This window comes from Saccharopolyspora galaxeae, assembly GCF_016526145.1.
GTDB classification, from domain to species: Bacteria; Actinomycetota; Actinomycetes; order Mycobacteriales; family Pseudonocardiaceae; genus Saccharopolyspora_C; species Saccharopolyspora_C galaxeae.
Window position 1 is genome coordinate 404,343 of the sequence record NZ_JADDUE010000002.1, and the last position, 22,429, is coordinate 426,771.

The window sequence follows — 22,429 nt, forward strand, 5'->3', positions numbered from 1 at the left end:
TGTCGGTCCGATCACCATTTCGACGATCGAAGTTGTTGATCTTGATTGTGCGTGCCGGGTCGAGCGGGACGTCGTCGTCCCTGCAAATGGCGGGTTCCCGGCGCGGCGGATCAGCTCTGCGTAGCTGAGGGAAACTCCCGGGTTGATGTGTTGCTGACAAAGGCCCCGGAGGGGTTGTTCTAGAGTCGGGCACATGGATCCGGCGGACGGTAATGGGCGTGCGGGGTGCGCGAGGCATACCCCGTCCCGGCTCGCGTCCGCTTATTCGGAGGCCGTCGCCGAGCCACCGCGAACCGACTTGCACGCGTCGCACTCGGCCGATCACGTGGCGCATTCCCGTGAAGCGAGCGCTGTTCGGTTCGCAGCGGCCGACCCGGCTTCGCCGACGCCTTTCCCGCGCAGGGCGCGAATATTCGTCGAATGTTCGCCCGCGCGTTCTGGACGGACTGCGTCCGCTTTCGGTCAAGTGGGCGCAGCTGCGGAATTCACCGTCGCGGCCGCGGCCACGGAAGGTGTTCGGCCGGATGCGTACCCAGGTGCGCGCGGATTCCGGAACCACGCGGGCTTGCGGTGTTCCGGGTGTTGGCCGGGCGAAGCGCGCCGCTCGACGCGGTGTTGTGGTCCGCGGCCGGAACCGGATGGATCGCTGGAAACGCCGCGCGCGCAGGTGCGCCTGCAGCACTATGGGGCGCGAAGGCGCGGGGACTATTGGGGCGCGATGGCGCGGGACTATTGGGGCGCGAAGGCGCGGGACTATTGGGCGCGATGGCACGGGCCGCGGCCGACCGCGCCGAGGGAGCTGCACGGGGCGGCCGGGCGATCGGGCTCAGGGAAATTGAGGGTGCACCCCGATGTGGGGCGTATCCGCGATGCGCGAGATTGAGCGGTGTGGACGAACAGCACAAGCTGCCAGTGACGGGTCGGCGCGACCTTGCGGGCGAAGCTGTCGAGGAACGGCTCGAAGCCGGAGACGACGGTGCTGCGCAGGACGCAGCCCGGCCCGTGCGGTTGTCGCAGGCGTTCCGGACGAGCGCTGACGGCCGTCCGCACTCGGCGTCCTCCTGTCGTCCGAAACCAACGGCCGTCGTTGGTTTCATGGGACGTGGTGCGCCATGACCGCGTTCGCGGTGGGACTGGTCGTCATCGCCGCCTGCGCACAGGCGGTCGGTGCGCGGGTGCAGCACACAGCGGTGCACGCCACGATCGGTGACGGCGGGCTGAAGGTGCGCAGCCAGCTGCAGTTGCTGCGCAACCCGCGCTGGCTGCTCGGATTGTTCGCGCTGGGTTTCGGTGCGCTGCTGCACGCGGTCGCGCTCGGGTTGGCCCCGCTGAGCGTCGTGCAGCCGGTGGGGGTCCTGGCGTTGCCGATCACCGTGCTGCTCAACGCCAGGCAACAGGGCATGGCGATCCGGAACTTGAACATCAACGCCGTGCTGGCGGTGTGCGGCGCCACTGGTGGGGTCGCCGCGTTCGTCGTGCTCGCCGCGGGCAGCGCGACCGCCACGCCGGTGCTGCGCGACGACCAGATAACGGCCACTCAGCTCGTCGGCGCGGCCGTGGTGTTGCTGGGCGTGCTCGGGTTGTTCACCCGATCCAAGGTGCGCTGCATGGCTTACGCGGCCGGTTGCGCGGTCGCCTACGGGCTGGTGTCGCTGCTGGTGCGCGCGGTCGCGCAGCAGATCGGCAGCACCCCGCTGCTGCAGATCAATCCGGCACCGTTGCTGGTGATCGTCGTCGCGATGCTCGTGGGCGGCTGGCTGCTGCAGCACGGTTACGCGAGTGGTCCCCCCGATCTGGTCGTGGCCTGCCTGACGGTCATCGACCCGCTGATCGCGGTGAGCCTGGGCATCGGGCTGCTCGGCGAAGCCGACAAGGTCGGCAGCGCCACCGCGGTCGGCGAAGTGCTTTGCGGACTCGTCGCCTGCGCCGGGGTTTTCGCACTCGCGCGGTTCCACCCCGAAACCGAACAGCGGCGAGTGCAATCGACTGACGTCGACGCCGGTGGTGCCGCCATCGCGTCGCGTTCCGATCGTTCTGACGGGAGAGTGACTTGACTTCGCAACCGTTCGGCGGAGGCCGGCTGCGCATCGTGCTCGGCGCGGTCATGTACCCGCCCGAGGTGAGCGGCGCGGCGAACTTCGGCCACCGGCTCGCCATCGGACTGGCCCGCCGCGGCCACGACGTGCACGTCATCTGCCACTCGGTGGATCGGCAGGCGAGCACGTCGGTGGAGGACGGGGTGACCGTGCACCGGGTCGCCTCCTACCGGACTCCGGCGCACCCGACGTTCCGGGTCTGCCCGCCGTGGCAGGCCAAGTCGGTCGCGCGGCGGCTGCTCGAGGAGATCCAGCCCGACGTGGTGCACGTGCAGTCGCACTTCTTCATCGGCCGGGGCCTGATCAACGCGGCGCGCGACCTGGGCATCGGCCTGATCGCGACGAACCACTTCATGCCGGAGAACATCTTCGGCTACGTGCGGATCCCGCGGGCGTTGCAGAAGGCGGGTGCCCGGGTGCTCTGGCACTACCTGATCAAGCACTACGCCAAGGCGCAGCTGGTCACCGCGCCCACACCGCGTGCGGTGCAGCTGCTCAAGGAGAACGGGTTCGACCGCCCCGCCGTGCCGGTCTCCTGCGGCATCGACGTGGACCGGTATCGGCGGCGGGCCCAGCAGCACCGCCTGGAAAGCCCGGAGCCGAGCACCCGCTCCATCCTGTTCGTCGGGCGGCTCGACGAGGAGAAGCACATCGACGACCTGCTGCGCGCGGTCGCGTTGCGCAAGACCGCGGAGCCGGTCCGGCTGGAGATCGTCGGCGACGGGAGCTGCCGCGAGCCGTTGAGCGAGCTGGCCGCGGAACTCGGGATCGCCGACCAGGTCCACTTCGCCGGGCTGGTGAGCGAGGAAGAACTGCTCGACGCCTACGCGCGCGCCGACCTGTTCTGCATGCCCAGCATCGCCGAGCTGCAGAGCTTGGCCACGATGGAGGCGATGTCGGCGACCACCCCGGTCGTGCTGGCCGACGCCATGGCGCTGCCGCACTTGGTCGAGCCCGGCGAGAACGGCTGGCTGTACCCACCGCGCGACGTGCATTCCCTGGCGCACGCGATCGACGACGTGATCGCCGACCGCGCCACGATCGACCGGATGGGCGCGGCCAGCGCGAAGCTGGTGCGCAAGCACGACATCGACGCGGTGCTCGGGCGGTTCGAGTCGATCTACCGGTACGCGCTCGAGCAGGAGGACGCGGCCGAGCCGGTCGACGTGCCCGCCGAACTGGCGAGCTAATCTGCCGCCATGGAAGGCACACCGAACACGGCACGATCGGACGCGGCTGCCCGCAACGATGGCCCGGTCGCCCGGGTCGAGCGGATCCAAGGCGCGGACCTGCACTTCTGGGAGTACGGGCCGGACCCCGCGGAGGTTTCGGCTGAGGCGCCGTTGATCGTGATGGTGCACGGCCTGCGCGGTACCCATCACGGCCTGGAGCCGATCGTCGAGCACCTGCCGGGTCGTCGCGTGGTGGTGCCGGACCTGCCCGGCTTCGGGGATTCCGGCCCGATGCCGGGTCGCACGCACGACGTGCAGGGGTACGCGGCCGCGATCAGCGAGCTGATCGAGTCGCTGGGTGGCCGGCAGCGGCCCGTGGTGCTGCTCGGGCACTCCTTCGGTTCCATCGTGGCGGCGCACGTCGTGTCCTCCGAGCCTGATCTGGTGCGGCGGCTGGTGCTGGTGAACCCGATCTCCACCCCGGCGTTACGGGGTCCTCGGGTGGTGCTGTCCTGGTTGACCTCGCTCTACTACAAGATCGGCACGGCGTTGCCGGACCGGTTGGGCCGCGCATTGCTGTCCAACAGGCTCGTGGTGCTGGGTGCCAGCCGGGCGATGCTGCGCTCGCGCGACCCGGAGGTGCGCCGGTTCGTGCACGAGAGCCACTTGCGGCACTTCAGCCGGTTCCACAGCCCTCAGCTGCTGCAGGAGACCTACACCGCGTCGGTCAGCGGCACGGTCGCCGACTACCGCGGTGCGTTGCAGCTTCCGACGCTTGCGATTGCGGGCGAGTCCGACGAGATCGCGCCGCTGGAGGGGCAGCGTGCGTTCGTCGAAGGGCTCCCTGACGCCGAGCTCGTCGTGCTCGACGAGGTCGGGCACCTGGTGCACTACGAGACTCCGCGGGCTGCGGCCGAGGCCATCGAGCGGTTCTTGGAGCAGTGATGAGTCCCGTGCCCGAACGATCACCGACCGGCGAATCGCTGACCGGCGAATCGCGGTCCGGCGCGGATCTCGGCACCGCCGCCGACGGAAGCCGGCGGCCGCGGGTGTTCATCGACGCCCGGTGGACCCGCGTCGACGCCCACGACGGGATCAGCCGGTTCGGCGCGTGCCTGGCCGAAGCGCTGCACCGGCTGCACCCGGTGACGATGCTGATCCACGACGAACGCCAGCTCGCGCTGTTGCCGGACGGCGTGCCGCACGTCAAGATCAACAGTCCGATGTCGGTGCGGGAACTCGCCGTCTCCCGGCGGCTGGACGCTCTCGGTGCCGACGTCGTGTTCAGCCCGATGCAGGTCATCGGCGGTCTCCGGCGCCGGTACCGGCTCGTGCTCACGCTGCACGACCTGATCTACTACCGCCATCCGCAGCCGCCGGGTTTCCTGCCGTGGCCGGTGCGTTTGCTCTGGCGGATCTATCACAAGGCGTACTGGCCGCAACGCGTACTGCTCAACCGCGGGGACGCGGTGGTGACGGTCAGCGAGACGACCCGGCGGCTGATCGAGCGGCACCGGCTCACCCGGAAACCGGTGACCGTCGTCCACAACGCACCGTCCGGGCTGCCCGAGACGGCCGACATCGAGGCAGCCGACTCCGACGGCGCGCGAGACCTCGTCTACATGGGGTCCTTCATGCCGTACAAGGACGTCGAGACGCTGATCGCCGGCATGCGCTCGTTGCCCGGCCACCGCCTGCACCTGCTGAGCCGGATCCCGCCGGCGCGGGAGGCCGAGCTGCGCGGGCTCGTCCCGGACGGGACCGATGTGGTGTTCTGGCGCGGAATCGCCGAAGCCGACTACCGCGCTTTGCTGAGCCGGGCGGCCGCGTTGGTCACCGCATCCCGCGACGAGGGTTTCGGACTGCCGCTCATCGAAGCCATGCATTGCGGAACTCCTGTGGTGTGCAGCGATTTGGACATCTTCCGAGAGGTCACGGGCGGTCACGCGCGGTTCTTCGCGCCCGGCGACGCCGAAGCCTTCGCCGCGGCCGTGCGCGAAGTGACCGATCCCGCGGTGCGCGCCGGGCTCGCCCACCGCGGCCGGGAGCAGGCGCAGCGGTTCAGCTGGGACCGTTCGGCCCGACGGTTGCTCGAAGTGCTGGTGCCGGGCTCACCGCGGCCAGACCTTGATGGCGCGGGCGACGAAGTCTGAGCCGGGTACGAAGGTCCCGGTCGGGTAAGTGGCGAAGTCGGCGTGCGTGTCGCACTCCGGGTCCTGGTACACCGTCACGGGTTTGCCGGTGTTGTTGACGAACGATTTCGTCTCCGGACGCGCGGGAAGCGGCATGCACTGCTCCAACGTCGTCGAGCGCAGCTCGGCGCGATGCGGTTCGCCCCGGTAGTCCGGTTCCGGGTAGGCGCAGAAGGTTCCGGTTCCGCAGCCGGCCGGAGCTTCGGCCTGCGCGGCACCGCTCAGCCCGGTCGACGCGGCGCCGAGTGCGAGCAGGACCGCGGGCATCACGACCCTGCTGGTCCTAAAAGGACGGATGCGGGAACCGCGGCGGACGATCATGCGGACGCGAGCGAACATCAGGGATCACCTTTCACAGCAAGGGAAATCAACGGATTCCGGGCGGTCGCGCCTTGCGGCGGCCCGATGAGATCCAGATTCCCGAAGCCGTGATCGCCGCGCCAGCATTTCGACCGGATACACCCCGACCGTGTGCTGTTCCGGGATTTTTCTCCGAGCGGAAATGCGAAGATCTCCGCCCGTCGTCCGGGGCGGCGGACGACGAGCGGGGATCGGCCGGAACTCAGGCTCCGGACCTGCCGACCAGCGCCAACGAGCGCGTGACGCGCACCGCGCCCTGCCGGACGGCGCGCTCCACCGACCACCGCCGGGCGCGGAACTCCGCGATCGGCAGCGAAATCGCCACCGACGCGGTCACCCCGCCCGCCGGGTCGTACACCGGCGCGGCCATGCAGGCCAGCCCGTGCTGGAACTCGCCGATCTCCAGCGCGATCTGCGACTGCCGCACGTGCGTGAGGTGCTCCTCGAGCCCGTCTCTGCAACGGATCGTCGACGGCGTGCACGGGTCCATGCCCGCCTGGTCCAGATACTGCGTCCGCTGCTCGGCCTCCATTGCGGACAACATGATCTTGCCGAACGCGGTGGCGTGCACGGCCTGGTGGAAACCCACGTCCAGCGGCTGCACCCGCGGCCGCCGGTCGGAGTCCTCGACGTGCGCGATGACCACCTCGGTGTCCCGGTAGATCGCGTAGTACGCGGCCGCGTCCGCCTGCTGGTGCACGACCCGGATGGACGAGGCGATCTCCGAAGGGACCGCCAGCTGCCGGGACAGCGCCTGACCTAGGTAGCGCGCCTTGTAGCCCAGCGCGAACACCTTCTTGTCGGTCAGGTGCACCACGTGCCCGGCCTCCACCAGCGTGGTCAGCAGGTGGTACGTGGTCGGCAGCGTCAACCCCAGCGCCGTGGAGAGGTCCTTGGCGCTGATCCCGCACGGTGATGCGGCGATCGCTTCCAGCACGCGCAGCGCGCGACCCACCGACTGAAGCGTTCCCGATGCCGCTTTCGCGCCGTTCTGCGGGTTCGATCCGCCGGTGGGTAGCGCGTTCATACTCCTCAATGTAGGTCAGACCCGTTACGCCGTACGGGTGAACCATATCGGGTGTCCAGCAGCCCGCGGCACCAACCGGCATTGCCTTCGATGCTGACCCTCGTGGTGCGTGCGAACCGAAGCCGCGCCGAGAGCCCCTCGACCGGGACCGGTTCGCCCTGCTCGTCGAGCAGCAGCGGGGCATCCGGGCCCGTGGGCAGCCCCAGCTGTTCCCGGCGCCTGCGCAACCGGTCCAGCGGGGTGCTCGCGGACAACTCGCCGAGGCGCTTGGTGACCAGCTCCTCGTGCGTGACGCCGTCCCGCAACAACTCCTGCGCGACCTGTTCCTGGTAGGCCACGTGCGCCTTGCGCAGGAAGGTCACCCGCAGTTCTTCGAGCTCACCGGCGGCGAGACCGGGGAACGCGGCGTTGAAGCCGTCCCCGGCCGCGACCCCCGCGTTGATCTCCTCGGACGCGAAGTGGTCCAGCAGCCGCACCCGCACCCGCTCGACCCCGGCCAGCTCGGCCACCGCGTCGTGCGCGTCGGCGACCATCAGGTAGGCGAAGTTCGGGGCGCAGAAGTAGGTCGGCAACCGCAGGTCCACGTGCACGTCCGCACCGTCGAGGCGCACTTCGGCGACGAAGTCCAGTTCGGTGACGGGCTGGTCCAGCTCCGGGTCGAGCACCGTGCCCAGCGCCCGCCAGACCTCGGTTTCCAGGCTCACGGCAGTGGTCATGACGGCAGGACCTCCTTGTTCAGCTCGGAGGCGACCGGCTCGCCACCGGCCGGCACCGCGGCCTCGCTGGCACGCATCTCGGCGGGCACGTCGATGTCGTAGAGCCGGGCGGCGTTGAGCCCGAGGATCTTGCGCTTGATGTCGGTGGTCAGCGCGCCGTACTCGGACTGCATGTCCTCCGGGATCTGGAAGTCGACGAACTGCTCCACCAGCCACTTCGGCGTCCAGATCGCGTAGTCGCTGGAGAAGGTGATCCGGTTCTCGTCCAGCCAGAACAGCAGCTCACCGATGATCTGCGCGAAGTAGCGCGGGCGGTGGTTCATGAACGCCATCGCCACCGCGAGCCCGCCGTAGACGTTCGGCTCCTGGGTGGCGATCCAGCAGAAGTCCTCCAGCCGCGGCAGTCCGACGTGCTCGACGATGAAGTTCAGCTCCGGGAAGGCGGAGGCCACGTCGTCCACGTCGGCGACGTCGAACGCATCCCGGTTCAGCGGGTAGATCGTCGGGCCCTTGTGGATGTGGATGTTCTTGATGCCGAGTTCCTGGCACTTCTCCAGGTACCGGTAGGACCACGGGTCGGTCAGCTTCCAGCCCTTCGACTCGCCCTTCCACTCGGCGGTGTAGAGCTTGGTGCCCTTGAGCTGCCAGCGCTCCGCGAGCCGCTCCAGCGCCGCCAGCCCGGACTCGCCGTCACGCGGGTCCCAGCCGCCGTTGACGATGAACTTGTCCGGGTGCTTCTCGGCCAGCACGCCGTCCTGCTCGGTGGTGTTGAAGCCGTTGACGAAGAAGTCGGTGAGGTAGGTGGGCTGGAAGATCGCCTTGTCCACGTAGCCGACCTCGAACAGGTCGTGGAGGATCTTCTCCTCGCTCTGCTTCTGGAACTGCTCGTGCGACCACAGCGCGGATTCCGGGCTCAGGTTGCGGTGGTAGTCGTAGAAGCAGTTCAGGAAGCCTTCGCCGTAGCGGTTGGCCTGGTTGGCCGGGGTTCCGTCCCAGGCGTGGATGTGGCTGTCGACGATGAAGTACTTCGTGCCGTCCTTCTCGTACATGAATTACCTCCGTGGTGGGAGCGATCAGGGGACGAGGATGGCGCGGCCGCCCGGAATGCGGCCTGCGTCGAGGTCGGCGAGCGCATCCAGCGCGCCGTCCAGCGGGTAGGTGCGGGTGCGCAGCGAAACCTTGCCCTGCGCGGTCAGCGTCATCAGTTCGTCGAGGTCGTTGTAGGAGCCGACGAGGTTGCCGATCACGTTGATCTCGCGGGAGATCACGTCGATGGTGGGCACGTCCACCCGGCCGCCGTAGCCGATGACGAAGTAGGAGCCCGCGTCGCGGGTCATCGCCACGCCCTCGGCTTCGGTGCCGTTCTCGCCCACGAAGTCCAGGACGACGTGCGCGCCCTTGCCGCCGGTGATGTCCCGGACGGTGTCCACGTGCTTGCCGTCGGCGTTGACGGTGTGGTGCGCGCCGAGCTCAGTGGCCAGCCGCAGGGCTTCCGCCGACCGGTCCACCACGGTGATTTCCGCCGGCGTGAGCGCCAGCAGGGATTGCAGTCCGATGTGGCCGAGTCCGCCGGCGCCGATCATCACCACGTGCGCGCCGGGGTACAGCAGCGGCACCGCTTTGCGCACCGCGTGGTACGCGGTGAGTCCGGCGTCGGCGAGCGCGGCCACGTCGGCCGGTGCCAGCCCGTCGTCCAGCTTGACCACCGAGCGGGCGTTGGTGCGCAGCAGTTCGGCCATGCCGCCGTCGGTGTCGATGCCGGGGAACTGCGAGTTCTCGCAGTGCACGTCGTCGCCGCTGCGACATGCGCGGCACAAGCCGCAGGTCACCAGTGGGTGCAGGATGACCTTGTCGCCGGGGCGCACGTTGCTCACCGCGGAGCCGACTTCGCGGACCGTTCCCGCGTTCTCGTGGCCGATGACGTAGGGCAGCGCGACACCGCTCTTGTCCGCCCACTGTCCTTCGATGATGTGCAGGTCGGTGCGGCAGACGCCCGCCGCGTTGATCTCGACCAGCACGTCCAGCGGGTCCCGCACGGCCGGATCGGGTATCGATTCGACCGCGGGTTTCTCGCCGTAGGCGTGCACTCTGACTGCCTTCACGGCGGGCTCCTCTCCGTTGAGCTGTGTCCCGCACCACAGGGTGTACGGCGTCCCGTGAGGAGCAAAGAGCCGTTGTCAGATGCTGATAAGGCAATGCGTCTGGGCTGGTCGCAGCAAGCGCTGCGGCGGATCGGCGCCATCTGCTCGGGGCCGTGTGCCAGCGGGCTGTTGCGCCGTCTCGCAGCACCGCTCGATGGCTGCGGTGTCTATAGTGCCGAGACGTTGCTACTGGCGCGTTAAGGAGGCGGACGTGGACGCGGACGTCATCGTCGTGGGAGCCGGGCTCGCCGGTCTGGTCGCCACCGCGGAACTCGCTGATGCGGGCCGCCGGGTGCTGCTGCTGGACCAGGAACCCGAAGCGTCCTTGGGCGGTCAGGCCCACTGGTCGTTCGGCGGATTGTTCCTCGTGGACTCGCCCGAGCAACGACGTCTCGGGGTGCGCGACTCGCACGAGTTGGCGTGGCAGGACTGGCTCGGTACCGCGGGTTTCGACCGGGACGACGACCACTGGCCGGCGCGCTGGGCCGAGGCGTACGTGGACTTCGCCGCGGGGGAGAAGCGTTCTTGGCTGCGGCAGCAGGGGATTTCGCTGTTCCCGCTGGTGCAGTGGGCCGAACGCGGCGGGTCGCTGGCCACCGGGCACGGCAATTCGGTGCCGCGCTTCCACGTCACCTGGGGAACCGGTCCGGGCGTGCTCGAACCATTCCTGCGCCGGGTGCGGGATGCCGAGCGGCGCGGGCTGGTGTCGCTGCGATTCCGGCACCGCGTGACCGGGTTGAGCACTACCGACGGCACCGTCGACGGAGTGCGCGGTGAGGTGCTGGAGCCCAGCGGTGTCTCCCGCGGGCAGAAGAGTTCTCGGGCCGTGGCCGGGGAATTCGCGCTCAGCGCGCAGGCCGTGGTCGTGACCTCCGGCGGGATCGGCGCGAATCTCCCGCTGGTGCGGCGGAATTGGCCGGAACGGCTCGGTCCGGCACCGCGCGAGATGATCGCCGGAGTGCCCGATCACGTGGACGGGCAGCTGCTGGAAGTCGTCGGCGAGACCGGTGGCCGCGTCATCAATTCCGACCGGATGTGGCACTACACCGAGGGAATCCGCAATTACAGTCCAGTGTGGACGGACCACGGCATCCGTATTCTGCCCGGCCCGTCACCGTTCTGGATCGACGCGCGCGGGCGCCGGTTGCCGCCGCCGCTGTTCCCCGGCGCGGACACGCTGGCGACGTTGGCGCACATCAACTCGAGCGGGCACGAGCACACCTGGTTCGTGCTGAACCGGCGGATCATCAGCCGCGAGTTCGCGCTGTCCGGCTCCGAGCAGAACCCCGACCTCACCGAGCGCAACGTGGCCGAGGTGCTGCGCCGCGGCGGCGAGGTCACGCCACCGCCGGTCGCCGAGTTCGTCAAGCGCGGCACCGATTTCGTGGTCCGCCGCAACCTGCCGGACCTGGTGCGCGGGATGAACGAGCTGGTCGGCGAGGACCTGATCGATCCGTCCGGACTGGAACGCGACATCCGCGCGCGGGACCGCGAAGTCGACTCCGGACTGGGCAAGGATGCGCAGGTCAACCTCGTGCGGGAAGCCCGCCGCTACCGGGTGGACCGGATGGCGCGGGTCGCACCGCCGCACCGGTTGCTGGATCCGGCGGCGGGCCCGCTGATCGCGGTCCGGCTGTCGCTGCTGACCCGCAAGACGCTCGGCGGGGTGGAGACCGATTTGGACGCTCGAGTGCTCGGGTCGTCCGGGAACCCGTTGCCGGGCCTGTACGCGGCGGGCGAGGTCGCCGGTTTCGGCGGCGGCGGGATGCACGGATACCGCTCGCTGGAGGGGACTTTCCTCGGCGGCTGCCTGTTCTCCGGGCGCACCGCCGGGCGCGCGGCCGCGCGGGCGACGGGCTGAACCGATTCGCGGTTCCGTGATGTGATGGGCACATGCGAAACATCGTGCTGGGAAAGACCGGACTGGACGTGTCCCGCATCGCCTTCGGCACCTGGCAGCTCGGAGGTGAGTGGGGTTCGTTCGACGAGGACGCCGCGGTGGCCGCTATCCGGCACGCCCGCGAGCAGGGCGTGAACTTCTTCGACACCGCGCAGGCGTACGGCTTCGGCCGCTCCGAGCAGGTGCTCGGCCGTGCGCTGGCGGACGAGCTGCGCAGGGACCGGGACGGCCTGGTCATCGCCACCAAGGGCGGCATCAACCCCGGCGGTGAACGACCCCGCGACGCCGGGCGCGCCTGGTTGCGCCAAGGCGTGGAGGAGAGCCTGCGGGCGCTCGGGCTCGAGCACATCGACCTGTACCAGGTGCACTGGCCGGACCCGGACACGCCGGCCGAGGAGACCGCTGGTGCCCTGCAGGAACTGGTCGACGAGGGCAAGATCCGGCACGCCGGGGTGTCCAACTACGACGCCGCCCAGCTCGCCGCGTTCGACCGCACCCGCCCGGTCGAGACGCTGCAGCCGCCGTACCACCTGTTCCGGCGCGGCATCGAGGACGAGGTGCTGCCCTACACCCGCGAGCACGACATCGGCGTGCTCGCCTACAGCCCGCTGGCCAGCGGGCTGCTGACCGGGACGCTGACGCCGGAGAGCACGTTCGAGGACAGCGACTGGCGTGCGAACTCGTCGGCGTTCCGGGGCGAGATGCTGCGGCGGAACTTGGCCGTGGTGCAGCGGCTGAAGGAGTTCGCCGCTGCCCGCGAGCTCACGGTCAGCCAGCTGGCCATCGCGTGGGTGCTGGCGCAGCGCGGCGTGCACGTGGCCATCGTGGGGGCGCGCAGCGCGCGCAACATCGAGAACAGCCTGGCCGCGGCCGAAGTGGACCTCAGCGCGGACGACCTCGCCGAGATCGAGCGCATCACCGCGGACGGCATGTCCATCGAGGGCGCCGCGCCCGAAGGCGTGGCGTGAGCCTGGTGCGGCCCGGACGCGCAGGGCCGCACCGCTGAAAATCCCGTGTGCAGGCCGGTGGGGCCGTGTCCAGCGCGGCCCCACCGGCTCACAGGTAGCAGGCGCTGACCCACCCGGCGACGCGCGTGTGCCGGTCCAGGACGTGCCACCAGGTGCGGTCCGGTCGGCCGCCCGGACAGGTCACCGGTTCGCCCTCCGCCTGCCGGTTCTTCCGCACCCGGTCGCCGGCGTTGCCCAGGCCGAGCACCGCCGAGGCCGTGTCCGGCGCCGCCCGCAGGTTCACCCCCGGAACCCGGAAGTCGCCGGTGCGATCGGCGGCGCGGCTGAGTTCGCCGAGCCGCTCGCCGAATTCGAAAACGAAGTGCGCGACGCCGCTGGCCACGCCGTTCATCGGCAGCACCAGGGTCGCCACCGCGGCGAGCACCGCATTCCGGATCGCATGCATGTTTTCCCCCCAAACTCCCGCCGGGGGCCGTTGCCCTGGGCGGGAGTCTCGCGACAAGATCGCTCGGCGGCGTTCGGCGCGGCCGGTCGATCTCTGCAACGCGCTCTCATTTTATCGGCGGTGGCCCGGTTTCCGGGAGTAGCCGTTCAGGTATCGGGGCAGCTGCGCGCTTTCGTGCGGAGTCCTGAATGGAATTCGCAGGTGGATTACCGTTCGCCACGCGGATTCCCGCGGGAGTGCCCACCTACGTGGGGGTATCGGCGCGGTGCGTTCGCCGCGCGTGACGGAGCGGCGACTAACCTCGGCCGGGTCTGAGAGGGGCGTGCGATGAGCGAGGCGGATCTTTGGGACGGCTTGGCCGTGCCGCCCGGCCTGTGCCGCTGGTGCGCGCATCCGTCGTTGAACCGCACCAGGCATGGCGTGACCTACATGCGCTGCACGCGCGCGTCCTGGGACGAGCGGCTGCCGCGCTACCCGGGGTTGCCGGTCGTCGAGTGCGTCGGGTTCGAGCAGGCAGGCGGCTGAGTCGGCGGCCCGGGCGCCGTGCGCCTGAGTCCGGACGCGCGAGCCCGCGGCACCGTTCGGCCCGGAAAAGCGAAGCGGCCGGGCGGGCGATGCCCGTCCCGGCCGCTTCGACCGCTGCCCGCGGTCAGCCGATGCGAGCGCCGATGCCGGTCAGCGACCGGACCTCCATCTCGGACTGCCGCTCGTGGTCGTCCGAGCGCGGCCCGAACAGGGTGCCGAGCGCGGCGCACAGGAACGAGATCGGGATGGACACGATGCCCGGGTTCTTCAGCGGGAAGAACGCGAAGTCCACGTCCGGGAAGATCGAGTCGGCCGCGCCGGAGAACACCGGCGAGAACACCACCAGCAGCAGGCAGGAGATCAGTCCGCTGTAGATGCCCCACAGCGTGCCCGTGGTGTTGAACCGCTTCCAGAACAGCGAGAACAGCAACGTGGACAGGTTCGCCGACGCCGCGAACGCGAACGCCAGCCCGACCAGGAACGCGATGTTCTGGCCGTTGACCGCGACCCCGCCGACGATCGAGACCAGCCCGATGCCCAGCGCGGTCAGCCGCGCCACCCGCACCACCTTGTGCGATTCGACGTTGCCGCGCTTGATCATGTTCGCGTAGACGTCGTGCGCGAACGACGCCGACGCGGTCAGCGTGAGCCCGGCGACCACCGCGAGGATCGTGGCGAACGCGATCGCCGCGACGATGCCCAGCAGCAGCGTGCCGCCGATGCGGTAGGCCAGCAGCGGCGCCGCGGAGTTCTCCCCGCCCGGTGCGCCGACGATCGTCGGAGTGCCCACCAGCGCGGCGGCGCCGTAGCCGATGACCAGGGTGAACAGGTAGAACAGCGACATCGTCCACACCGCCCAGACCACCGAGCGGCGGGCTTCCTTGGCATTCGGGACGGTGTAGAAGCGCATCAGCACGTGCGGCAGGCCACCGACGCCGAGCACCAGCGCCAGCGACAGCGACACGAAGTCCAACTTGGTCAGTTCGGACTTCCCGTACTCCACGCCAGGGCCGAGGATGTCCCTGCCGTTCGGGTTGTTCGCCGCCGCTTCGTCGAGCACCCGGCTGAAGTCGTAGCCGAACTTGCCGAGCAGGAAGATCGTGATCATCGCGGCGCACAGCATCAGCAGCGTGGCCTTGATGATCTGCACCCATGTGGTGCCCTTCATGCCGCCGAGCAGCACGTAAAGAATCATCACCAGGCCGACCATGGCGATCACCATCGCCTGGCCCCAGTAGCTGTGCACGTCCGCGAGCAGCGCGACCAGGCCGCCTGCACCGGCCATCTGCGCGATCATGTAGACGAACGTGATCGCCATCGTGGAGATGGCCGCGGCGGCGCGCACCGGGCGCTGCTTCATCCGGAAGCTCAGCACGTCGCCCATCGTGAAGCGGCCGGTGTTTCGCATCCGCTCCGCGATCAGCAACAGGTTGATCAGCCACGCCACCAGGAACCCGATGGAGTACAGGAACCCGTCGTAGCCGTGCACCGCGATCGCACCGGCGATGCCGAGGAACGACGCCGCGGACAGGAAGTCGCCGGACAACGCGACACCGTTCTGCACGCCGGTGAACGAGCTGCCTGCGGCGAAGTAGTCGCTGGAGGTGTTCGCGCTGCTGACCCGGTACACGATGAACAGCGTCAGCAGCACGAAGCCGGCGAAGATGACGGTGTTGATGATCGGGCCTTCGGACGGCAGCAGGTCACTTCCGGGTGCCTGCGCCAGGATCGGCTGCCGATGTTGCGCGGACAGCGTCGGGATCACTGCGCACCCTCCTCAGCGCGACCGTCCACAGCGGCCTGCAGCTGCTCGATCCGCGGGTCCATGTAGTGGTCGGCGAACCGCACGTAGGCGGCGGTGATGAGCACAGTGGACACGAACTGGCCGATGCCCATCAGCAGCCCGACGTTCACCGAGCCGAACACCGGCTGGGACATGAAGTCCGGAAGGTACGCCGCGATGATCACGTAGGCGAGGTACCAGAGCAGAAATAGCGCGGTCATCGGAAATACGAACGCGGACACCCGGCGGCGCAGGTCGTTGAATTCCGCACTCTGCGCGATGGCCTGGTAATTCGGCTCGGTCTGCTGGGTGCGGACCGCGCTCTTCTCGATTCCCCCGAAGCCGGTCCGTGCTTTCCCGGACCGGTCGTGGGGGCGACCGCGCAGCGCGGATTGCGTTGCGTTGCTCATGCTTCCTTCCAGGAAGTTGTGCGTCGGGTCGGCCAAACCCTTCAGGATCCGGCGGAGTTGGGGGCGTCGAGGACTTCGCGGGGAGGCGAAGGACCTCGCGGCGGCGAAGCATAACGACTCTGTCGGTGGAGCAGAAAGTACACCCTTGGGGCACATGGAGTGATCAATTTTGTCACTGTAGGTCACAGCCATACCGACGTCCGGGATGGGGCGTCACGCGAACGGTTGATACTCGGTCGACTGTCGACGATCTTGGGAGAAGTGTTATCAGCTCGTTGCCGAGGCTGCCCGCCGGGTGCCGGAGAGCCTTCCGCGCAGTGAAAAATTCCTCGTTCCGGCCGCTTCCGGCCGCCGCCGGACGGCCTTCGGTGTGCGGTGTTCACAGCAGTGGATTCCGCTGAAAACGCCCTCCGCTGTTTCCCGGGCGGGGGGTTTATAGTGCGAGGCACCTGAAAACCAGACCGCTCCTGTTCCTCCGCCCCGGTTAGGTGCCAGTGTCCGGAATGCCTCCGCCGCGGCTGCGCCAGCTCGGTTCGGTAACGCTCGGTCTCGCCGGAGCCGCCGTTCCGATACGGTTCCGTGCTGGTAGTGCGCGCACTCGCCTGCGAGCCTGCCCGCCGCCGGAAACCTTTCCCACCGACAACCCAGACGACGATTGCGGGATCACACGGATGCGCCGTTCCCCGACGCCAAGTCCACTCGAAAGAGACCTCCTGCCTCGCCGGGCCGTTCGGCTGCTGCCGGGGTGGTGCTCGTGACGACGCCGGACGCCCGGACGGAGACGGCGTACGAAGCACGCAAGGACGTCGCACCCGGACGCGCCGGAGTCCGCCAGTGGCGCAACTGGAGCCTGCCCGTCAAATTCGCGGCGGTCGTGCTGGTGCCGGTGCTGTTCGCGGTCGGCCTCGGTGTCTCGCAGATTCGCTGGCAGGTCGAGCAGGCCGACGAATACAACCGCGTGGCCGAGGTCCTGGACACGGCGCAGCGGGTGGAGCCGCTGACGGAGGCGCTGCAGGCCGAGCGCAACGCGGCGGTGCAGCGCACTCTCGGCGAGGACGTCGGCCTCGCCGAGCGGATGTCCAATGTGGACAAGACGGCGCGCGAGGTGGACGCGCAGCTCGGTGATCCCGGCGAATTCGGCCAGCTCGTGCAGGACCGCCAGCGGGAAATGCACCTCGCGCTGGACAAGCTGCGCTCCGCGCGCCCCGCGGTGCAGGCGGGCCTCGCCCCGGCGCCGCAGGTGATCGAGGGCTACACCACCGCCATCAACACCGTGCTGTCCATGGACCGCGCGCTCACCAGCACCGTGTCCGAGCCGAGCCTGGCCAGTACCGCCTCGGCGTTGCAGGACATGTTGGGCCTGATGGAGGAAGTCCGCTTCCAGCAGGCGTGGGTGCTCACCGGGCTGGAAGAGGGAAACCTGGAGCAGCAGGCGATCAACGAGCTGCTGGGATCCCGCGCCCGGCTCGAATCGAAGATCACCGACGCGCGCGCCACGGTGGCCCGGCACTGGGAGAAGCGGCTGGGTGCGACGCTGCTCAGCCCGCCGATCCAGCAGCGCAACGGGCTGCTCACGGCGATCGTCGCCGCGACGATGGACGACAAGCCCTCCGGCGGCTACCCGGTCGGGACCGAGCAGTGGAACTCCGTGTCCGATCAGGTCGTCGCCCTCATCGACGACGGGCACAACGACCTCGCAGACGAGGTGCGCGCCGATGCGGGCAAGCTGGAGGAGGACGCCAGCGCCGCGGCGGGCTGGGACTCGGTGCTGCTGCTGTCCGCGCTGATCGCGGCCGCCGCAGTGATCATCACGATCAGCCGGCAGCTGCTGGGCTCGCTGCGCGCCCTGCGCCGCGGCGCGCTGGACGCGGCCGAGAACGAGCTGCCGGACGCGGTGGAAGGCATCCGCGCGGGCGGTGAGGTCAACGAGATCCGGCCGTTGCCGGTGTCCACCACCGAAGAGGTCGGCCAGGTGGCCCGCGCCTTCGACGAGGTGCAGCGGCAGGCGCTGCGGCTGGCCGCCGAGCAGGCCGTGCTGCGACACGGGTACAGCGAATCCTTCGTCGGCGTATCGCGACGCAGCCAGAGCTTGCTGGAGCGCCAGCTGCGCCTGTTCGAGCAGCTCGAGCAGGACGAGGAAGACCCCGACCAGCTCTCCAGGCTGTTCCAGCTGGACCACTTGGCGACCCGGATGCGCCGGAACAACGAGAACCTGATGGTGCTCTCCGGCAGCGACCTGGCGCGGCGCTTCGTGCGGCCCACCGACCTCTCCGACGTGCTGCGCGCCGCGGTCTCCGAGATCGAGCAGTACCCGCGGGTGGTCCTGCAGCCGCCGCCGCAGGTGAAGATCCTCGGGCACACCGCCAGCGACATGGTGCGGTTGCTGGCCGAGGTGATGGACAACGCGGCGAACTTCTCCTCGCCGGACACCTCGGTGACCGTCTCCACCTACCAGGCCGGGGACGGTTCGATCACGGTGGACGTGCTCGACGAAGGCATCGGCATGGGCGAGGCGGAGCTGGCCGACGCGAACGCCAAGCTCGCACGCGTCGAGGAGAACGACCTGGCAACCTCGCGCCGGATGGGCCTGTTCGTGATCTCCAGGCTGGCGCTGCGGCACGGCATCGCGGTCCGGCTCTACGGCGGGCCGGACGTGGAAGGCGTGCGCTCGACCGTGGTCGTGCCCGCCGAGCACGTGGTCTCCACCGCCGGGCCGCCCGCGAGCGCCCAGCCCACCCCGGCGCAGGGCGGGCAGCGCAACGGGTTCGCGCACCACGACATGCCGACCTCGGGAGCGATCGGCGCCGCCCAGTCCGCGCAGCCGGGCGCATCGGCCTCGGGCGCGGCTACCGCTGAGGAAACCGCGTTCCAGCGGAACAACAGCGGGGTGGACAGCGCCGAGACCGGCTTCTCCACCGCGCAGCCGGACAACACGTTCAACAGCGGCTTCTTCACCGGGTCCGGGGAGGACGTCGCAGGCAACGCGCTGCCGAAGCGGGAACCGTCCGCGGGCATGTTCGCGCCTTCGCAGCGCGACGAGGAAACGCACGATCCGGGCGACGCGCCGACCGCGAGCCTGTTCACGCCGCTGGAGATCCCGGAGCAGCAGGACGGGCAGGACTTCCGCTCCGACTGGACCTCTTCGGACCTGGCGTGGCCGCCTGCCATCGAGGACTCGGCGACGCAGGCGCCGAGCACGTCCGGGGACGCGCCCTCGCCGATCTTCGAGGAAGTCTCCACGCAGTGGTTCCAGCCGGCCCCCGAACCCGAGGCCGCTCCGGACGAGCACGCCTGGCCGACCGGGGAACCCACCGGCGGGTCCACAGCGGACTCCGGAACCGCCGGGTTCCCCGGTGAGCAGGCCACCGGTTCCGGACTGCCCCGCCGCGATCCCGGCGGCTCGGCCGGTTCCGAGCCGCGCATCGACGAATCCGACCCGCTCGGCATCGACCACCTCGCCGACGGGCGCAACGGCACCGGCGGTGAAGATCTCGGCCGCTCCGGTGCCGCCGGGAACGGGACGGCTGCCGCGGAACCCGATTCCGCGGGACGCAGCCCGCACGAACTGAGCCGCCGGTTGGCCGACCTCCAAGGCGGTCTGCGTTTCGGGAGGAAGGGGCCAGTGCAGTCGCAGGAGACTGAACAGGAAGCCGCGCCGGAAACCGCGGCGGACCGGCAGCTGCAGCCGCGCCGCAACGGTGGTTCGAGCTGGATCACCGAGTCCGCCGAATCGCACGGCGCGGACTCGAACGGTGCCGAGGCGGGCGCCGACGGCTGGAACTTCGCCACCGACGACGGCTGGAAGCAGGCCGCAGCGGCGACGAGCTCCAGCCCGGAGTCGTTCACCTCTTCCGGCCTGCCGCGGCGCACGCCGAAGGCGCAGCTCGCACCCGGCAGCGCGGGCACGTTCTTCGGTGAGCAGGAGGAGCAGGACAAACCGTTCGAGCGGGACGCGAACGCGCTGCGCGGACGGCTCTCCAGCTTCCAGACCGGTGTCCAACGTGGACGCCACCGCGCACCGGACGAGTCCTGAGAACGCACGCCGGCGGAAAAGACTTAGGAGATGGTGTGAATGCGTTGCTCAGGTGCGGATGAGCTGCGCTGCGACGAGGAGTCCTGAACCAGGCCACTGCGGGCGCCGGTCGCGCCCGGTTCCACCGATACGGCAACACGGGGTCGTCTCGACCGGCGACTCCACTAGCAACAGCCAGGAGGTTGCATGACTCCCCAGGAGACGATGTCCCGGCGGTTCGGGTGGCTGGTCACGGACTTCACCGAGCGCGTCGCCGGTGTGGCGCACGCGATCGTGGTGTCCGCGGACGGCCTGCTGCTGACCTCGTCGGCGAAACTCCCCCCGGACCGGGCGGACCAGCTGGCCGCGGTCGCGTCCGGTCTGCTCAGCCTCACCAACGGCGCCGCCAAGTGCTTCGAGGCCGGTGAGGTGACCGAGACGATCGTCGAGATGCACTACGGCACGCTCATCCAGATGGGCATCAGCGACGGTTCGTGCCTGACGGTGCTCGCGGCACCGCAGTGCGACATGGGCCTGATCGCCTACGAGATGGCGATGCTGGTGGAGCGCGTCGGCCAGATCCTCACGCCGGAGCTGCGGCACCAGTTGCAGGGCGCCGGGAATCCGTTCTCCCCACCGGCCGCGGTGAGGTGAACCGATGGACGACTCCGATTTCGGCGAACACGAGGACCGAAGACGGGACGACACGGGTCCGCAAGAGGGGCCGGAAGGCACCACGTTCGCCGATGTGATGAACGGCTTCAGCTTCGACAGCGGTCGCGGCGGCAGGCGCGGCAGGCGCAAGCGCGCGCAGCGGTCGGAGGAGCCGTCGGAACAGCCTCCGCAAGCGGGACCTGCGCAGCCGGAACAACCGCAGCAGCCGGAGCCGCCGCAGCGGCAGCAGTCGCCGGGGCCGCCGGGGCCGGGACAGGCACCGCCGCCCGGCCCGGCTCCGCAGCAGCCCGGGCCGCCTGCTCCGCCTCCGCAGCCCGGTAGGCAGCCTCCCGGGCCGCCGCCGGGTTTCCAGGCGCAGCAGCCGCCCGGCGGGTGGTCCACGGGTCCGCAGCCGCCGGTTCCGCCGCAGCCGCCACCGGACTGGGGCTCCGCGGGACCTGCGCGCGGAGTCCCGGCCACCGGCGGGCAGCGGCCCGCGGGGCAGGAGTGGGAGCGGCCCGCGGCGGAGTGGCCTGCGCAGGACGCCGAATCGGACGTGCCGGCGGCTTCCAGCATCCGGTCCTACACCTGGACCGGGGGGCGGACCCGGTCGAACTACGAGCTTCAAATGGAAACGCTCGTGTCCACCAGCGAGTCGTACCGATCCGGCGCGGCGGGACGGATGGAACACGAGTCGATCGCCGAGTTGTGCAGGCACCCGCGGTCGGTTGCCGAGGTCGGGGCGATGCTGTCCGTTCCGATCGGGGTGGCCCGGGTGCTGCTGGCCGACATGGCTGAACTGGGGATGATCACGGTGCACCAGACTGTGACGGAAAGCGGCAGCGCACCACACATGATGTTGATGGAAAGGGTTTTGAGTGGACTCCGTCGGCTTTAGAGCTCCCCAAGCAGGCGCTCAGGGACCGCTTGCCCAGCAGCGCAGTGCCACCACCTCGGCCAAGATCGTCGTCGCCGGCGGTTTCGGGGTCGGCAAGACGACTTTCGTCGGGTCGGTCTCCGAGATCGTCCCGCTGACCACCGAGGCCGTGATGACGGAGGCCAGTTCCGGCGTCGACGACCTCGCGGCGACGCCGGACAAGACCAGCACCACCGTCGCGATGGACTTCGGCCGCATCTCGCTGGATTCGGATCTGATCCTGTACCTGTTCGGCACGCCCGGGCAGCAGCGGTTCTGGTTCATGTGGGACGACCTGGTGCGCGGTGCGATCGGTGCCGTCGTGCTGGTGGACACCCGCAGACTCGCGGATTCCTTCTCGGCCGTGGACTTCTTCGAGGATCGCGGGCTGCCCTACCTGATCGCGGTGAACTGCTTCGACGGGGAGCTGCGCCACCAGATGGAGGAGATCCGCGAGGCGATGGCGATCGGCCCGCACGTGCCGATCGGCCCGTGCGACGCGCGGGACCAGCAGTCCACCAAGCACGCGCTGATCGCGCTGGTGCAGCACTCGATGCGGCACTGGCAGGCCAAGCAGGGCGCGCAAGCATCCCGGTGAACCGGTTGCGGTGACCGGGCCCGCCGCGGTTGCCGCGGTGGAACTCCTGCGCGAGCGCGCCGTTCGAGCGGAAACGTTCGAGCGGCGCGCTCTTTTTTGCGCTGTGCGGGGAAAATCTCGTGCCCGGCCGGGCGCCGGTCCCGGGCGCGGGCACTGTCCACGGTGTTCTTGACGATCTTCGGTGGACGGTGCCGCGTTCGTCCACCCGGGTATGCCGGTGCGCGCCCGCGCGGCGCGCGGTTTTTGCCTGCTGTGCGGTGACTTCCGGAGTCCGCGGACGCGGATTCCGGCTGGTCCGGCCACTTGCGCGGCACAGTCCTTTATGGAGGAAAGTGCGCAAGTGGCCGTGCCGGACCGCTGCGAAATATTCACCCAATTGAAAGAGTGCGCCCGTCGTTATCCGGCCGCTAACATTCCTCAATAGCGGCCGATGGCCGACTAATCCCACTTCTCGACAGCGCCTGAGCGAGCTGTCGCGGCGCGCTCCCGAGATCGTTCTCGGGTGGCGGCACCG

General features: G+C 69.6%; 19 protein-coding genes. 11 read left to right on the forward strand and 8 right to left on the reverse strand.

Annotation, left to right across the window (positions count from 1 at the left end):
• Nucleotides 1–1,112: 1,112 nt before the first annotated feature.
• Genes INP57_RS06275 through INP57_RS06290 form a run of 4 tightly spaced genes read left to right on the forward strand, consistent with a single transcriptional unit; the run spans nucleotide 1,113 to nucleotide 5,421 of the window.
• Complete coding sequence (locus INP57_RS06275; RefSeq protein WP_200069072.1) at nucleotides 1,113–2,054, forward strand: DMT family protein; 942 nt, start codon at nucleotides 1,113–1,115, stop codon at nucleotides 2,052–2,054.
• Nucleotides 2,051–3,286: a glycosyltransferase gene (locus INP57_RS06280; RefSeq protein ID WP_233626962.1), complete on the forward strand. Its 1,236-nt coding sequence runs from the start codon at nucleotides 2,051–2,053 to the stop codon at nucleotides 3,284–3,286. Before INP57_RS06275 ends, INP57_RS06280 begins: the two co-directional genes overlap by 4 nt.
• 9 nt (nucleotides 3,287–3,295) lie before the next feature.
• A complete protein-coding gene (locus INP57_RS06285) occupies nucleotides 3,296–4,213 on the forward strand; it encodes an alpha/beta fold hydrolase (RefSeq protein WP_200069073.1) in 918 nt (305 codons plus the stop codon).
• On the forward strand, nucleotides 4,213–5,421 hold the full coding sequence (locus INP57_RS06290; protein ID WP_200069074.1) for a glycosyltransferase family 4 protein: 1,209 nt from the start codon (nucleotides 4,213–4,215) through the stop codon (nucleotides 5,419–5,421). Before INP57_RS06285 ends, INP57_RS06290 begins: the two co-directional genes overlap by 1 nt.
• Here the strand turns inward: INP57_RS06290 and INP57_RS06295 are convergent.
• The 5 genes from INP57_RS06295 to INP57_RS06315 all read right to left on the reverse strand — a co-directional run bounded on the left by INP57_RS06295 (nucleotide 5,380) and on the right by INP57_RS06315 (nucleotide 9,665).
• Entirely contained in the window at nucleotides 5,380–5,799 is a 420-nt protein-coding gene (locus INP57_RS06295) for a peptidase inhibitor family I36 protein (RefSeq protein WP_200069075.1), read from the reverse strand. The two genes, INP57_RS06290 and INP57_RS06295, sit on opposite strands and share 42 nt — an antisense overlap.
• Before the next feature lie 223 nt (nucleotides 5,800–6,022).
• Nucleotides 6,023–6,847: an IclR family transcriptional regulator gene (locus INP57_RS06300; protein WP_200069076.1), complete on the reverse strand. Its 825-nt coding sequence runs from the start codon at nucleotides 6,845–6,847 to the stop codon at nucleotides 6,023–6,025.
• A gap of 5 nt (nucleotides 6,848–6,852) precedes the next feature.
• Nucleotides 6,853–7,563 carry an iron-sulfur cluster assembly protein gene (locus INP57_RS06305; RefSeq protein ID WP_200069077.1) on the reverse strand — a complete coding sequence of 237 codons (711 nt, stop codon included), beginning with the start codon at nucleotides 7,561–7,563 and terminating at the stop codon, nucleotides 6,853–6,855.
• Nucleotides 7,560–8,612 (reverse strand): amidohydrolase family protein, encoded by a 1,053-nt coding sequence (locus tag INP57_RS06310; RefSeq protein WP_200069078.1) that lies wholly within the window; start codon nucleotides 8,610–8,612, stop codon nucleotides 7,560–7,562. Before INP57_RS06310 ends, INP57_RS06305 begins: the two co-directional genes overlap by 4 nt.
• A gap of 24 nt (nucleotides 8,613–8,636) precedes the next feature.
• Nucleotides 8,637–9,665 carry an NAD(P)-dependent alcohol dehydrogenase gene (locus INP57_RS06315; protein ID WP_200069079.1) on the reverse strand — a complete coding sequence of 343 codons (1,029 nt, stop codon included), beginning with the start codon at nucleotides 9,663–9,665 and terminating at the stop codon, nucleotides 8,637–8,639.
• Nucleotides 9,666–9,915: 250 nt separating this feature from the next.
• Between INP57_RS06315 and INP57_RS06320 the strand changes: the two genes are divergently transcribed.
• A complete protein-coding gene (locus INP57_RS06320; protein ID WP_295146197.1) occupies nucleotides 9,916–11,565 on the forward strand; it encodes an FAD-binding dehydrogenase in 1,650 nt (549 codons plus the stop codon).
• A gap of 32 nt (nucleotides 11,566–11,597) precedes the next feature.
• Nucleotides 11,598–12,572 (forward strand): aldo/keto reductase, encoded by a 975-nt coding sequence (locus INP57_RS06325; protein WP_200069081.1) that lies wholly within the window; start codon nucleotides 11,598–11,600, stop codon nucleotides 12,570–12,572.
• 88 nt (nucleotides 12,573–12,660) lie between these two features.
• Here INP57_RS06325 and INP57_RS06330 read toward each other — a convergent pair whose 3' ends face one another.
• Complete coding sequence (locus INP57_RS06330; protein WP_200069082.1) at nucleotides 12,661–13,017, reverse strand: SH3 domain-containing protein; 357 nt, start codon at nucleotides 13,015–13,017, stop codon at nucleotides 12,661–12,663.
• Nucleotides 13,018–13,344: 327 nt separating this feature from the next.
• Between INP57_RS06330 and INP57_RS06335 the strand changes: the two genes are divergently transcribed.
• Nucleotides 13,345–13,542, forward strand: coding sequence for a hypothetical protein (locus INP57_RS06335; RefSeq protein ID WP_200069083.1), 198 nt, complete (start codon nucleotides 13,345–13,347; stop codon nucleotides 13,540–13,542).
• Nucleotides 13,543–13,666: 124 nt separating this feature from the next.
• Here the strand turns inward: INP57_RS06335 and INP57_RS06340 are convergent, their stop codons facing one another.
• Entirely contained in the window at nucleotides 13,667–15,271 is a 1,605-nt protein-coding gene (locus tag INP57_RS06340) for a monocarboxylic acid transporter (RefSeq protein ID WP_374220919.1), read from the reverse strand.
• A gap of 32 nt (nucleotides 15,272–15,303) precedes the next feature.
• Nucleotides 15,304–15,735, reverse strand: coding sequence for a DUF485 domain-containing protein (locus INP57_RS06345; protein ID WP_200069084.1), 432 nt, complete (start codon nucleotides 15,733–15,735; stop codon nucleotides 15,304–15,306).
• Between the two features lie 754 nt (nucleotides 15,736–16,489).
• On the opposite strand from INP57_RS06345, the gene INP57_RS06350 reads away from it, so the two are divergent.
• The 4 genes from INP57_RS06350 (at nucleotide 16,490) to INP57_RS06365 (ending at nucleotide 21,915) form a co-directional block, all read left to right on the forward strand.
• The gene (locus INP57_RS06350; RefSeq protein ID WP_200069085.1) at nucleotides 16,490–19,768 is read left to right on the forward strand and encodes a sensor histidine kinase; all 3,279 of its coding nucleotides are present in this window, start codon (nucleotides 16,490–16,492) and stop codon (nucleotides 19,766–19,768) included.
• Between the two features lie 186 nt (nucleotides 19,769–19,954).
• The gene (locus INP57_RS06355; RefSeq protein ID WP_200069086.1) at nucleotides 19,955–20,401 is read left to right on the forward strand and encodes a roadblock/LC7 domain-containing protein; all 447 of its coding nucleotides are present in this window, start codon (nucleotides 19,955–19,957) and stop codon (nucleotides 20,399–20,401) included.
• 4 nt (nucleotides 20,402–20,405) lie between these two features.
• Nucleotides 20,406–21,299, forward strand: coding sequence for a DUF742 domain-containing protein (locus INP57_RS29385; protein ID WP_233626963.1), 894 nt, complete (start codon nucleotides 20,406–20,408; stop codon nucleotides 21,297–21,299).
• The gene (locus INP57_RS06365; protein WP_200069087.1) at nucleotides 21,280–21,915 is read left to right on the forward strand and encodes a GTP-binding protein; all 636 of its coding nucleotides are present in this window, start codon (nucleotides 21,280–21,282) and stop codon (nucleotides 21,913–21,915) included. The genes INP57_RS29385 and INP57_RS06365 overlap by 20 nt, the downstream gene beginning before the upstream one ends.
• Nucleotides 21,916–22,429: the final 514 nt, after the last annotated feature.